Here is a 13121-nt window from a genome sequence, read left to right as displayed (position 1 = left end):
AAGAGTCCTCATCGCGTGCACGTGCGGTTCTCCCGGCCCGGGGTGCCCCGGTCGCCCGTGCCGTAGGTCACGCCGGCTGGCGTGGGACAGAAGGCCCCGGCCGCGTCGTTGCCGGTGGCGTCCCGAACGCGAGCATCCAGCTGCGACGACACGCCGGCACTCGCGGCGTTCGTGAAGGCCACCGAGTCCAGGACGGTGCCCTGCGCCGACAGCTTGAGGACATGGGCCCCCGCGCTGTTGCCCAGGCCGAAGGCGAACGTGCCGAGCACCGAGGGCAGCCCGCCATTGAGTGAAGTGTCTTCGCCGCGCGCGAGGACCGCGAAGCTTCCGGCCTTCATCGACAGGCACAGTGGGGACTCCAGGACGGAGCTGCCCGACTCGTTGGCGAGCGTCACCCCGTTGAGGTCCACCTCACGCAGCGCGAGCACCTCCACCCATTCCCCCTGCGCATCCGGGACAGCGGCGGGGTCGGCCATGAATTCAGTGAGCACCAGCGAGCCCACGGTGGGAGTTCGAAACGCACGGGTCTGCCCCGTGGTCCGGTCGATACAGCCCGCCTGCGCCGTGCCCGCGTCCGTTGCTGTGCACACGCGATTGGTCCGTCCCGGCGTGCCCAGGTTGCCCTTGTCACCGTAGGCCTCCGTGGCCGCGCACCAGGACGCAGTGACGTCGTTGTTCTTCGCATCGCTGGCGAGCGGCGCGGACACCTGGGTGGCCACGCCGTCCTGGGCCGGGCCATACAGCGCACTGTCAATGAGCACGCTTCCCGCACGCACGGCGACCACGCCGCCCGCGTTGCGCAGGTCCACGGAGAACGTGGCCAGCGGCTCCGGCAGGCCGCCGTTCACCTCAGGCTCCCGCCTTCGCGCGAGCAGCGCGGACTCTCCGGCGGCGAGGGACAGACAGCGCTCCGACTCCAGGCGAGTACCGGACGTGTCCGTTCCCACCGTCAGTCCGTTGAGGTCCACGGGCACGGTGGCGCGGACCTCCAGCCACTCGCCCACGGTGTCGTCGCCTCGCGGGTTGGCCATCACCTCGGTGATGATCAGCTCTCCGGGTCGTGGGGACTGGATGTCCCGGGGAGCGCTCGCGCCCGGCGGCAGACACACCGTGCTCCGGCCTCCGTCTCCGGAGGGCACGCCGCCATCCGCCAGCGCGGGACACGGCGCGTTCGCGCTTCCCGGACTGCCCCGCGTTCCACCCGGCCCGGTCTCCGGCGCGTCGCACCATCGCGCCAGGTCGTCGTTGCCCTCCGCGTCGGGCACGAACCGGCCGTCATAGATACGGGCCACGCCTGACTTCACCGGCGCGGCCAGCACCACCGTGTCGAGCACGCGCGTCCCGCACCGCAGGCCCAACAAGCCCGCGCTGTTCCCCAGCGCACCGAGCGCATCGCCATAGGTCTGGTCCACATGCTCGGGAAGCGCCCCTTCGCGCACGTCGCCCAGCACGACGAAGGAACCCGCGTCCACCGGCAGGCCCGTGGTGAACGTGTAGACCCGCTCCTGTGCCGTCTCGTCGCGCGCGGTGAAGAGCGTGACGCCCAGCAGGTCCACGGTCTCCCCGGTGGGGTTGTGGAGTTCCACGTACTCCTTCCCCGTGTCCGAGCCCACGGGGTCGTTGAGGTACTCCGTGATGACCAGGTCCCCCGGCACCAGCGCTTCACAGGCCGCTGGCTCTTCCTCCCACGTAGGCAGTCCGCACGCCCCCATCCACCCCAGCACCCATCCCAATCCCAACCTCAAGCCCCATCCCCGCACTGCCCAAGCCGTCACACTCCGCTCCCTTCAGAACCGCGTCTCCACTTCCAGCGCGAACAGGTGCCGGGGCGCATCCGGCGGCGTCCGGGCCCCTCTCGCGTCCTTCAAGTCCACGACCCACGCGTACCGGGCCCGTGTCGTCACTGCGTCCGCCGTCCAGCTCGCATCGAGCGTGGCCCGGAACGCCTGCTCCAGCCGGTTGCGCGTCGACAGGTCCTCGTCCTTCCACACGGCGCGACCGCGCAGCCTCACGGCGTCACAAGGCCGCACCTGCGCCTCCACCACCGCATGCGCATCCTCACGCACGCCCCGGTTCACCGGATCATCCACGCGGGCATGCGCGTACTGCGCGGCCACGGACACGGCGTCGTGAAGCTCCGCCTTCACCCGGGCCGTGATGCGCAGCAGCGAACCTGAACAGGGGTCCCCGCCCGAACCGTCGAAGCAGTCCCCCGCCACGCCGACGTCCTTGTCCCGGTACTCGGCCCACAGCGACGGTTGGAACAGCGCGTGCGCCCGCCAGTCCACCCGGGCCGAAGCCCGCAGGTTCACCGTGCCGGCACTGCCCACCGCCGCACCGTCGGCGGGCAGCGTCCACGCATCCACCTCACCGCGCAGCCGCAGCGCGCCCTCCACGCGGTGCAGGTAGCGCACGCGTGCGCCCACCTCATTTCGCGCCCGTGAGCCCTCCAGTTCGTCCGGGCCGGACATCGCGCCGGTGTAGGGATTGGCGAAGCCGCGTCCGTAGGCACGCAGCGACAGCTCCAACTCCTTCGACGTGTCCGCCACCACCGTGCGTTGAAGCGCGCCGTAGCCACCGCCTCCGCCCGGCGCCGAATCGAACGTGCGCGCCGCTTCCACGAAGAGGTCGACAGGTCCCAGGCCCCACGCGCCATCCACGCCCACCGCGCCGAAAGCGCCGCCCGCCGGGTAGCCCGCCGTGGAGCGGAAATCGAGCGCCGCGCCCTCCACGCTCCACACGGGCCGCGCGCCCCAGGCCGTCACTCCGACCTGTGCCCGCCGGGTCCACGCCATCGCCGCGTGGCCACCTCCCGCCCACTCGTGGAACACACCGGGCAGCGTGCGCGACACCACGCGTCCCATGGGCGCGCCCGTCCCCTCAAGCCACACCGCGGGCGCCTTGCAGGCAGTGCCCGCGCAGGACGTCCGCTCCATCAGGGCATGCGAGAGCAGCGAGCGGGACTGATACGAACCGAAGCCCGTCACGGACACGCCCGAAGAGGTCCGCACCGTGCCCACCACGCCCCGGAAGCCTTCGTCCCACTGGAAGTCCGGCGTCACGCCCGCGGCGCGCTCCTCGGGGGTGCAGGCACCTTCTCCCAGGAAGCACCAGCGCTCTACGTCGCCCGGCACTCGCACGGCATCGTCGGGCAGGAAGCCGTCCGGCGTGGGCAGTCCGGTGGTGTCCAACGTGAGCCGCTGACCGAAGCCCAGCCGGTACGAGCCCACCAGCACGGAAGCCCGCTCGCCCGTCCACTGACCGTGGAACTTGGGCACGACCACCGACACACCGGGAGCCTCCGCCACCAGCGCTCGTCGGTTCGCATCCCGGTGCACCGCGCCCAGCCGGCGCCGCGTAAGTGACGTGAGCAATCCCACGCGCCATCCCTCCGGCCCCGCCACTCGCACCTGGAGCGCCAGTGGAGGAAGCACCGGATCCGACGCGGCGAACGCCGTCAGCAGCCGCGCATCGCCCGTCACCCGCTCCGGCGCCGAGGTCGTCAGGAAGGGCGCCAGCCGTCGCATCTCCTCCGGCGTCAGCCTCCCGGAAGCCTCGAACCCATCCACGCGCGCGTACGTCAGTCCCGGCAACGCATAGAGCGCGGCGCGCGACGCATGCGCCGGATCCACTCCCGAGCGCCTCAGCACCAGCAGCGCGGACAGCGTCTCCGCCGTGATGGCGCCGTCCTCCCTCAGCGCGAACAGCGCCTGCTCTCCCGTGTCCTCGGGGTCTACCTCATAGGTCGCGCCGAGCGCCGTGAAGGGAAGACCCAGCAGGAACAGCCACACGCAGACGAGGACGGAACGCACGCGGCGGGCCTTCTGCACGAGCGGGACCACCCTTCCCTACAGCGAAGGCTCTACGCGCGGTCCATCCCTTCCTCGGACCCGCCGTCCAGGCCAGGGACGGCGGTCCACGCTTGCCGCGTCGCGTGGGGCGGTGCGGCTATGCTGCGGTGACATCCTCGCGAGGCCGGTCCCGTCCGGCCCCAGAAACAGCGCATGGGCTACGTCCACATCCTTCGCCACTTCCCCTCTCCCCAGGAGGGCTTCAACCGCACCGTCCGCATCTACACGCCGGACGCCTACGACTCCTGGCAGGACCACCGCTTCCCGGTGCTCTACATGCACGACGGGCAGAACGTCTTCGCGCATCCGGAGTCCGCCGTCTTCGACACGTGGTGCGCCAACCGCGTCGCGGAGGAGAGCGTCCAGGCGGGGCGGATGGAGCCGTGGATCATCGTCGCGGTGGACTCGGGCCCCGGGCGCTTCCAGGAGTACTCGCCGTGGGACGAACCGCGCAACGGCGTGTCCGCGCGAGGCGAGGCCTACGGGCGCTTCCTCGTGGAGGAGCTCAAGCCCTACATCGACCGGACGTACCGCACGCGCCAGGGCAGCCAGTGGACCGGCGCGATGGGTTCGTCGCTGGGAGGGCTCATCTCGCTGTACCTGGGATGGAAGTTCCCGCAGGTGTTCGGGCGCATCGGCGCGCTGTCGCCCACGGTGATGTGGAGCCAGGGCCGCCTGTTCGACGCGTGGCGCGAGCACAGCCAGCGCTGGACGCGCATCTACCTGGACGCGGGCGCCACGGAGTCCATCCACGCGGGCGGCATCCCCCTGGACTACGGCCGGGGCACGCGCGACTTCTTCCACCACCTCAAGGGCCTGGGCTACGGAGACCACGAGGTGTCGCTGGTGCTGGAGCCCGGCGGCGAGCACCACGAGAAGGACTGGCAGCGCCGGCTGCCGGGCGCCATGCAGTGGCTGCTCGGGTGAGTCCTCTTCCGTGACACGGCGGCCCCGCTCGGTGCCGCCCGAACAGCGGCAGGTCTATGTGCAGGTCGTGGAGGGCCTCCTCCAACACGGCCTGAGAGGCCAGGTGTCCCCTCGCCTGCGGGAACGGCTGCGTCAGGCGGGCGTGGACCTGGACCGGCCGCTGTTGCCGCTCTACCCCGTGCCGCTCTGGGGGCGGTGCCTGGAGATCGTCGTGGAGGAGGTGTACCCGGGCCTGCCGCAAGCGGAGGGCTTCGCCCGGCTCGCCCGGGCACACGTGGAGGGCTACGGGGCCACGTTGCTGGGGCGCGCGGTGATGAGCGTGATGCGCGTGCTGGGCCCCCGGCGCATGGTGCAGCGGATGCCGGAGGTGCTGCGCGGCACGGACAACTACACGGAGGTGACGCTCGTGGAGCGCGGCCCCACGCACTTCGAGCTGCACTTCAATTCGAGCCTCAAGGGGCCCGGCTACGTGGAGGCCCTCTTCGAGGCCCTGCTGACCGCGGGCGGCGCGAAGGAGCCTCGCGCGACGAAGCTGTACGACGACGGTGAGCGCACCGAGTACTCGCTCACCTGGACGCAGGAGCCCTGAAGCTCACGTCGCCTGGATGAAGCGCACCGCGTCCTGCATGGACTCCGTGTCCGTGTGGCGCGTGAGGTACATCTCTTCACCTAGCAGCGAGTGGTAGATGGGCGGCAGCTCGCGGTGCACGAGCAGCGACTTGCCCAACCGTTCGACAATCTGCGCGTGGGAGTGCTTGTAGCGGCGGCCGTGACGGCGGGCGCTGTGGCAGACGTGGTGGCGCGGCGTGTACTGGAAGTCCGCCACCGGGTCGCCCGTCACGACACGGGCATAGAGCCGGTACACGTCGATGTCGCACGTGTAGTTCATCATGTCCGTCATGAAGCCGCCGGGCGGGCGCAGGTTGGCCTCCAGCACGACGAAGCGGCCATCCGGCAGACGGAAGAACTCCAGGTGGAACCAGCGCTCGCGAAGGCCGAACGCGGCGACGACCTGGCGGCCCAGCACATCGAGCGCGGCGGGGATGTTCTGGAGGCTCCAGAAGGAGATGTCGCGCCGTTCGGTGACGGTCTCCATGCCGCCGTCGCTGTATTCGTGGCTGAGGTTGAAGACGATGACGCCGTGGCGGTCCACGATGCCGTCGTAGGTGACGATGGTGCCGCGCACGAAGGGCTGCGCGACGTAGGACGTGGGCAGCGGGTGGGCGAGCGCGGCGTCCACCTCCGCGTCGCTGGCGACCTTGAACGTGTGAGCGGCACCCACGCCCACGTCGGGCTTGAGCACGAGGGGGTAGCCCACGCGGGCGGCGAACTCCTTCACCTGGTCCGCGTCGCGCACGCGCAGCAGGTCCGGGTGGGGGACGCCGGAGGCATGGAAGACCTCGGCCATGCCGGACTTGGAGCGCAGCTTGAGGATGTCCGAGGGCTGGAGGCCGGGGACATGGAAGTCCTCGCGCAGGCGGGCTTCGACTTCGAGCCAGGACTCGTTGAGGGACTCGATGCGGTCCATGCGGCCATGGCGCCAGGTGAGGTAGCCGGTGGCGCGCAGGAGGGCGTCGTAGTCGGTGAGGCTGGGGACGAAGAAGTATTCGCGAAGGGACTCGCGAAGTTCCTGGCGCAGGGACTCGTAGGGAGTGTCGCCGATGCCCAGCACCGTCACACCGCGCTCGCGCAGCGCGGTGGCGAAGTGGAAGTACTGGGAGGGGAAGTGGGGGGAGATGAAGACGAAGTTCATGGCTCCTGGCGGGCGAGTCCTCCGCTGGGGTGGACCATAGCGGCCCCGCCCGCGCCCTAGAAGCCCGCTGGGGAACAGTGTCCACCAGCGGCACTCGCACGGAGGGCTTGCGCCAGGAACACTCGCGGCATGGCGGAGGATTCCAAGGCGTTCACACAGGCGAGGGAAGCGATGGGAAGGCACACCATCCCGGAACTCATCGACCTGCTGGAGAGCGAGGACGTCCGCACACGCTTCCTGGCGGAGATGTGCCTGAGGGACGCGACCTCCACCTGACTCCACTTCCAGCCCGCGGGTCCGCGGGCCGAAAGGGAGGCAGCGGTGAAGGAGTGGCGCGACTGGTGGGCCGCGCGGAGGGACACGTTCAAGAAGCGCTGGGGCTACTGCGCCAGGTCCGGACGGTAGGTGGCCAGGGTGCAGCGCATGCGCTGGACCTGCTCCGCGCTGAAGCCCGTCATGCAGGCGTCGTCCGTCAGCTCCATGTAGTTCTGGATGGGGACCGGCACGCCGCCGCAGCTGGTGATTCCCGCGGTGCACCCCTTGTGGGAGGTGGCGTTGGGCGGGGTGTCGCAGATGCGGTCTCCGGTGGTGTAGCAGGCCGGCGAGGTGGCCGTGCCGCACCCCGAGTAGTACGTGTGGAACAGGCCCAGGTAGTGGCCCACCTCGTGCGTGACGGTCCGCCCGTTGTGGTACGGCACGACGGGCCCCACCCGTCCGAAGGCCAGCCAGTTGATGACCACGCGGTCCTGCGGCTGACCGACGGCGCCCGTGGGCTCCGCGGGGAGGAAGGGCACGTACCCTCGCGAGCCGCCAGCGCTGTTGGTGTAGATGTTCACGTAGCGCGTTGGATCCCACGCGGTGCTGAGCCAATAGCTGCCCGTGTCCTGGTACCACGTCGTGTTGCAATAGCGCTGGATGCCCGTGGTCGGGTTGCCCGAGGGGTCCACGGTGGCAAGGAAGAACTCAATCTTGCTATCCACCCCGCTGCCCCCCGGAGTGCCGGGCAGCGCGCGGAAGTCCTCATTGAGGACCGCGATCTGACTGTGGACCAGCGCGTCCGACACGTTGCCATTCGTGCACGCAGTGTCCGCGACAACATGGACCACCACCGGGATGCGCCGCACCACCACGGGCAGCCACTGAGGGCCGGGGACGGTCGAGTCCATGGAACAGTCGGAGGCAGAGGGGGAGGACTTCGCAACCCAGGAAGGCGCGGGCTCCGGTGCTGCACAGCTGTTGGAGTCAACCGGGTGGGACGCTCCAGACAGGAGCGCCAGGGCATGTGCGACCATCATGGAATGAAGTGTCATTTGAACCCAGGATACCTTGGGCTCGCACGCCAGGCGCCACCACTTCAGACCAGATGTCCGCCATTGCCAGCGGCCACTCCCCGTCCCACCCAAGGCATCAAGTGTTCATTGAATTCCTGGTCGCTCATGCCGCCCTTGCCGACCCTCCACCACAACCCCGACTCCAGCAAGACCCTCAGCGGAATGGATGGGAATGCCCGCTTGAAATAGAAAACAATCACAGAATGTGAAATCCCATTTTCAAGCATGCCGCCAAGCAACTCCGCGAGTTCCACTGGGGTCAGCAGCTTCTCTTTCGCACGAAGCACGTTCAAGACATCCTCATCGCGCATCAAGCCCATACAATCTCCAAGACGCGAGCAGAACCGATGACTCGAGCCCCGGCATGCATCGGAATCTCCATCCCCTGAGCCACGTGCAGCCAAGGCTCGGACAGAAGCGGCTCGATGACGGCCTCCTTCTCCTGTCCCGGCACAAGCGGTCCGGCGTCATCCAATGTGACGAAGCCGCCGTCCAATGCCATCTGGCCATCGTCGGCGCGGCTTCCAATGTTCCAATTGGGCCTGAACTCTTTCCCCATGGGGCCTTGGGAGCCGCCCTCTTCAGGCGTCAAGAGTCTGACCACCGCACGGATGAGTAAACGCTCTCGCATGGTCCCTGCCCCCTTGCCCTCAGCGTAGCAGGACGGTTTCGAGGAACGCGCGCAACTCATCGTCCCTCATGTCCCCGCGCAACATCAGCCCGACACACGCACGTGCCAGGCGTCCCATGATGTTCGGGTTGGATCCTACCGGGCAGTGGGCTGCCGCACGGACCGAGAGGACGCCTCCTGCCAGTCGGTCCCTTGACGCAGCATCGATTCCTTCGAGGACGGCGTGAGCGAACTCCTGCGGCAATCCGACGCGTGGCGATGCGAGCGCGTATCCAGGAGCGGGACTCCAAGGCGCGCCATCCGCCTGTGTCCACGGAACTTCAAGCCGAAGCACGGATTGAGCGCTCTCATACGTCCCCGACAGCCCAAGGAGCCCGTACTCCGAGTAAGCGCCCCGAGGAATCATCGCCTCGATGCCGATGGTGGTGACCATCGGCATCTCCAGTCCCGAGGCCACCACCCGGTCGACCCGGCCGGCCGGGGCATAGGTCGCGCCCGAACAATCACCGAGCCACGCGCGTACGCATCCGAAACGCCCCACTTGCAGTGTTCTCACTGAATCCCCCAGAACAGTGGAAGGCCCTGACTCATTCTTCCTGGGTCCACTCCTCAAGACCCGCGGCGACAAGCCGGGCGTGAACCGCAACCACGGCGTCCGGGCTCGCAGGCTTGGATCCGCCGCCTACGCCATAGATGTCATTCAGGATGAGCGGATAGTCCTGACCCACAAAGTGGCCGACCACCATCGCAAGAGCCCTGTCCGACATATGAAGGTACAGCACAGTCAGCAGGGGCAGGTAGTCCGCCTCCGTCACACCGTCAGGGAAGGCTCTCCTGATCAGGGCTGCAGTGCTCTCAAGACTGGGATGAAGGTCCATATTGCGTTCCACTCAAAGGAACAGCGGTGGAGGAGACCTTGAAGTCTACTTCTCGCCGCGCTGGGAACCGTCCATCACGGGAACCAGTCGTTCGCTGATTTCGGACAGGAACTGCGTCAGACCAACGCGCTCACCACGCTGCCTCAACGTCTCCAAGGGAGTGTCGCGCAGGCATTCGCGCTCACGCTCCAAGTTCCCAGACGTGAGCTCATCCAGCGCCTTCTTGGCGTCGTTCTTCGCTCCGTGCTCACTCGCTGTCAGCCGGTGTGCCTCGCGAACAGGATGGAACGAGAGCCGCTGTTCCACCTTCCGCAGTGAGTCCTCTTCTTCTTTCTTGGCGTCGAAGCCGGCAAGGACCCAGCACTCCCGCTTGGGCTCTGCGACTCCGATGACGACTGCGAAAGGCCAGGGTTTGTCTCCGCGAGCCTGCTCCAGCCCAAGGCGTCGGCACTCATCCGCGTCGCTGTCACGAATCAGCAGGACTGCTTGCGGCTTCGTGTCCGAGTCCACGAACAGCAGGAGGGCGCGCCGAGCCACAAGGGCATCCGGCTCAGCAGGCTTGTTGCCGAAGTGTCCAAAGAGGCCTTTGAGCCCAGCCTTCTTGGCTTCTTCTCGTACGGAGGCCCACCGGAGGAAGGAATCTGAAGGTGTCAGCCCTCGCCAGCGGCGCTGGGTGTCCAGCAATTCCTCGTCGAGCCAATCGATGTCATCCACCAGCACACGGTCGGCAAGCGCACAGGCCGTGTCCCGGTCCGCACGAGCCTCGCAGACCACGCCGAAGTCGTACGCGGGCTCACTCATGAGGCGCGGAGGCGGGCACCTTGCCAATCCAGCTCTCGCCCACGGTGCTCCAGAATTCCCCGGGGCTCATCAGGTCCTTCCATTTCTCGAACTCAGGATGCGCCGTGAGCTTCTCGCAGCGAGCGAACCCGTTCTCCGCCAGGAAGGTCATCCGGATCTCTTCTGGCTTCAGGTAGTTCAGGATGAAGGGCGAGTGGCTGGTCGCCACGATCTGCAACTCAGGATCGTTCTTCTGGATGGCACGCAGGACTTCGATGAGCTTCCCCTGCGCCACGGGATGGAGGGCCAACTCGATGTCATCAAGGAGAAGGAGCTTGGGCCGCTGAGGTCCGAGCAGCACCGTCAGCAAGCCCAGCGCCATCAACGTGCCTTCTCCAACGGAATCCGCTGGCACGCCCTTGGCCCCCTGCATGTCCAGCACGAGCCGGTTTCCCCAGAGCGTCCGTTTTTCGGACACATGGGTCGTCTGATCATCGAGGGCAATCGTTCGCACGTTGCTCTGCTCGACCGAGGCACGCTCGACGCGAATCTTCCGCACGGACGGCACGACCTGCTTCAGCGCGGATTCAATCTCTCCGAACAGGTCCTCATGACTCAACTTGAGGAACGCAATCGTGGAAGCCAGCCCTGCGCCATCACTTGCAACCGTGGGCACCTGCTCCTCGCTATACGATGCGTCCGCCAGCTTCCTCGCTTCGAAGCGCAGGAGCGTCGCAGTCCGCAAGAACTGGCGCAGCTTGTCGTTGGCACGACTCAGCTCTCGTTCGGATTCCTCATCCAGTCTGGCCAATGGTGGCCATCTCGTGATGGGCCCTCCAGCTCCCGTAACAACAACTTCACCGAGGGAACGCCCAAAGCGGGCATAGAAGGCCATTTCGATCGGCTGGCTTACTCCAAATGATCGGAAGCGCTCCGGGATAAGCTCCTCTACCGGAAACCCGTCTGGATGCGGTGCAAGCAAGGCCAGCATCCGCAAGCCATCCAGCAGCGTCGTCTTGCCCGAAGCATTCGGCCCCACCAGCACGGTGAAGGGCTCCAGGTCCAGGTCGAGTGAGCGGTACGCCTTGAAGTTGCGGAACTGCACCGACTCGATCACGCGTGCACCCTCCTCCCGACGACACCTCCGCCCCGGAATCACTCACAGGGCGGAGCACAGCACCATCAAATCTCAGCTCTTCGTCAGCGGGCGATACCGGATCCGGTGCGGCTCCAGCGCGTCCGGGCCCAGGCGCTTCTTCTTGTCCGCTTCGTAGTCCTCGAAGTTGCCCTCGAAGAAGAAGGCCTTGCTGTCGCCTTCGAATGCCAGGATGTGCGTGACGATGCGGTCCAGGAACCAGCGGTCGTGGCTGATGACCACCGCGCAGCCCGCGAAGCTCAAGAGCGCGTCCTCCAGGCTTCGCAGCGTCTCCACGTCCAGGTCGTTCGTGGGCTCGTCCAACAGCAGCAGATTGCCGCCGGCTTTGAGCATCTTCGCCAGGTGCAGCCGGTTGCGCTCGCCGCCGGACAGGTCCTTCACCCGCTTCTGCTGATCCGTGCCCTTGAAGGCGAAGCCCGACAGGTACGCGCGGCTGGGCACCGTGCCCGCCTTGCCCAGGTCGATGAGGTCCAACCCCCCGCTCACCTCCTGGAACACCGACTGCTCTCCGTTCAGCGAGTCTCGGCTCTGGTCCACGTAGGCCATCACCACCGACTCGCCAATCCGCAGCTCGCCCGCGTCCGGCTTCTCCGTGCCCGTCATCATCCGGAACAGCGTCGTCTTGCCCGCGCCGTTCGGACCAATCACGCCCACGATGCCGCCCGGCGGCAGCTTGAAGTTCAGCTCGTCGATGAGCAGCCGGTCGCCGTACGCCTTGCGCAGCCCCTTCGCCTCCACCACCAACCCACCCAGCGGCGGACCGGGCGGAATCATCACCTCGCCCGTCACGTCCCGCTTCTGCTGCGACTGGTTGAACAGCTCCTCGTACGCGGCGATGCGCGCCTTGCTCTTCGCCTGACGCGCCTTCGGAGACGCGCGCACCCACTCCAGCTCGCGCTTGAGCGTCTTCTGACGGTGGCTCTCCGACTTCTCCTCCAACTCCAACCGCTTCTGCTTCTGGTCCAGCCAGCTGGAGTAGTTCCCCTTCCAGGGCACTCCCTCGCCGCGGTCCAGCTCCAAAATCCACTCCGCCACGTTGTCCAGGAAGTACCGGTCGTGCGTGATGCACACGATGGTCCCCGTGTATGCCTTCAGCGCCTGCTCCAGCCACGCCACGCTCTCCGCGTCCAGGTGGTTGGTGGGCTCGTCCAACAGCAGCAGGTCCGGCTTCTCCAGCAGGATGCGGCAGAGCGCCACGCGGCGCTTCTCACCGCCGGACAGCTTCGTCACGTCCGCGTCACCCGGAGGCAACCGCAGGGCGTCCATCGCCATCTCCAACGTGCGGTCCAGCTCCCAGCCGTTCGTCGCGTCGATGAGGTCCTGCAGCTTCGCCTGCTCGGCGAGCAGCTTCTCCATCGCCGCGTCATCCATGGGCTCCGCGAACTTCGCGCTCACCTCATTGAAGCGGTCCAACGCCTGGCGGATCTCCTTCAGACCCAGCTCCACGTTCCCCTTCACGTCCAGCTTCGGGTCGAGCTGCGGCTCCTGCGCCAGGTAGCCCACCTTCACCGTGGGGTCCGGCTTCGCGATGCCGAAGAACTCCGTGTCCACCCCCGCCATGATGCGCAGGAGCGTGGACTTGCCGGAGCCGTTGGGGCCAATCACGCCAATCTTCGCGCCCGGGAAGAAGGACAGGTAGATGCCCTTGAGGATGTCCTTGCCGTTCTTGACCTTGCGCAGGTCTTGCATCGTGAAGATGAAATTCTGGGCCATGGCGGAAGGCCTCCTGGGATTCGCCGAAACGGTGAGCGGGGCCAGCGGATAGCAGGGAGCCCCATCCGGCTCAAGGCGCCTGCGTCAGCGCAGTGTCCGGT

General features: G+C 67.3%; 13 protein-coding genes. 3 read left to right on the top strand and 10 right to left on the bottom strand.

From position 1 onward, the window contains the following. Nucleotides 1–8: 8 nt before the first annotated feature. Nucleotides 9–1775, bottom strand: a complete 1767-nt coding sequence (locus D7Y04_RS02150) for a lamin tail domain-containing protein (protein WP_368666410.1) — start codon at nucleotides 1773–1775, stop codon at nucleotides 9–11. Nucleotides 1776–1787: 12 nt separating this feature from the next. Next, nucleotides 1788–3812 (bottom strand): hypothetical protein, encoded by a 2025-nt coding sequence (locus D7Y04_RS02145; RefSeq protein ID WP_199749600.1) that lies wholly within the window; start codon nucleotides 3810–3812, stop codon nucleotides 1788–1790. A gap of 192 nt (nucleotides 3813–4004) precedes the next feature. On the opposite strand from D7Y04_RS02145, the gene D7Y04_RS02140 reads away from it, so the two are divergent. Both D7Y04_RS02140 and D7Y04_RS02135 read left to right on the top strand, forming a co-directional pair. Beyond that, on the top strand, nucleotides 4005–4778 hold the full coding sequence (locus D7Y04_RS02140; RefSeq protein WP_120596998.1) for an alpha/beta hydrolase: 774 nt from the start codon (nucleotides 4005–4007) through the stop codon (nucleotides 4776–4778). A 10-nt stretch (nucleotides 4779–4788) separates the two neighbouring features. Further along, nucleotides 4789–5367 carry a DUF2378 family protein gene (locus tag D7Y04_RS02135; RefSeq protein WP_233601235.1) on the top strand — a complete coding sequence of 193 codons (579 nt, stop codon included), beginning with the start codon at nucleotides 4789–4791 and terminating at the stop codon, nucleotides 5365–5367. Between the two features lie 3 nt (nucleotides 5368–5370). Here the strand turns inward: D7Y04_RS02135 and D7Y04_RS02130 are convergent, their stop codons facing one another. After that, nucleotides 5371–6531 (bottom strand): acetyl-CoA carboxylase biotin carboxylase subunit family protein, encoded by a 1161-nt coding sequence (locus tag D7Y04_RS02130; RefSeq protein ID WP_121758153.1) that lies wholly within the window; start codon nucleotides 6529–6531, stop codon nucleotides 5371–5373. A 129-nt stretch (nucleotides 6532–6660) separates the two neighbouring features. On the opposite strand from D7Y04_RS02130, the gene D7Y04_RS44345 reads away from it, so the two are divergent. After that, a complete protein-coding gene (locus D7Y04_RS44345) occupies nucleotides 6661–6807 on the top strand; it encodes a hypothetical protein (RefSeq protein WP_158624381.1) in 147 nt (48 codons plus the stop codon). Nucleotides 6808–6911: 104 nt separating this feature from the next. On the opposite strand, the gene D7Y04_RS02125 is transcribed toward D7Y04_RS44345, so the two are convergent. The 7 genes from D7Y04_RS02125 to ettA form a co-directional block, all read right to left on the bottom strand. Further along, nucleotides 6912–7697, bottom strand: coding sequence for a M43 family zinc metalloprotease (locus tag D7Y04_RS02125; RefSeq protein ID WP_233601234.1), 786 nt, complete (start codon nucleotides 7695–7697; stop codon nucleotides 6912–6914). 188 nt (nucleotides 7698–7885) lie between these two features. Beyond that, entirely contained in the window at nucleotides 7886–8182 is a 297-nt protein-coding gene (locus D7Y04_RS02120; RefSeq protein ID WP_120596991.1) for a hypothetical protein, read from the bottom strand. After that, on the bottom strand, nucleotides 8173–8493 hold the full coding sequence (locus D7Y04_RS02115; protein WP_147454631.1) for a hypothetical protein: 321 nt from the start codon (nucleotides 8491–8493) through the stop codon (nucleotides 8173–8175). The genes D7Y04_RS02120 and D7Y04_RS02115 overlap by 10 nt, the downstream gene beginning before the upstream one ends. 587 nt (nucleotides 8494–9080) lie before the next feature. Beyond that, the gene (locus tag D7Y04_RS02105) at nucleotides 9081–9371 is read right to left on the bottom strand and encodes a DUF3349 domain-containing protein (RefSeq protein ID WP_121758149.1); all 291 of its coding nucleotides are present in this window, start codon (nucleotides 9369–9371) and stop codon (nucleotides 9081–9083) included. Nucleotides 9372–9416: 45 nt separating this feature from the next. After that, nucleotides 9417–10172 (bottom strand): hypothetical protein, encoded by a 756-nt coding sequence (locus D7Y04_RS02100; protein ID WP_233601233.1) that lies wholly within the window; start codon nucleotides 10170–10172, stop codon nucleotides 9417–9419. Then, nucleotides 10165–11268, bottom strand: coding sequence for an AAA family ATPase (locus D7Y04_RS02095; protein ID WP_121758148.1), 1104 nt, complete (start codon nucleotides 11266–11268; stop codon nucleotides 10165–10167). Before D7Y04_RS02095 ends, D7Y04_RS02100 begins: the two co-directional genes overlap by 8 nt. A 72-nt stretch (nucleotides 11269–11340) precedes the next feature. Further along, nucleotides 11341–13020 carry an energy-dependent translational throttle protein EttA gene (gene ettA / locus D7Y04_RS02090; RefSeq protein ID WP_121758147.1) on the bottom strand — a complete coding sequence of 560 codons (1680 nt, stop codon included), beginning with the start codon at nucleotides 13018–13020 and terminating at the stop codon, nucleotides 11341–11343. Nucleotides 13021–13121: the final 101 nt, after the last annotated feature.

This window comes from Corallococcus sp. AB038B, from assembly GCF_003668955.1.
Classification (GTDB): domain Bacteria; phylum Myxococcota; class Myxococcia; order Myxococcales; family Myxococcaceae; genus Corallococcus; species Corallococcus exiguus.
The sequence above is the reverse complement of the archived record's forward strand: the minus strand, read 5'-3'. Positions and strand labels throughout refer to the sequence as shown.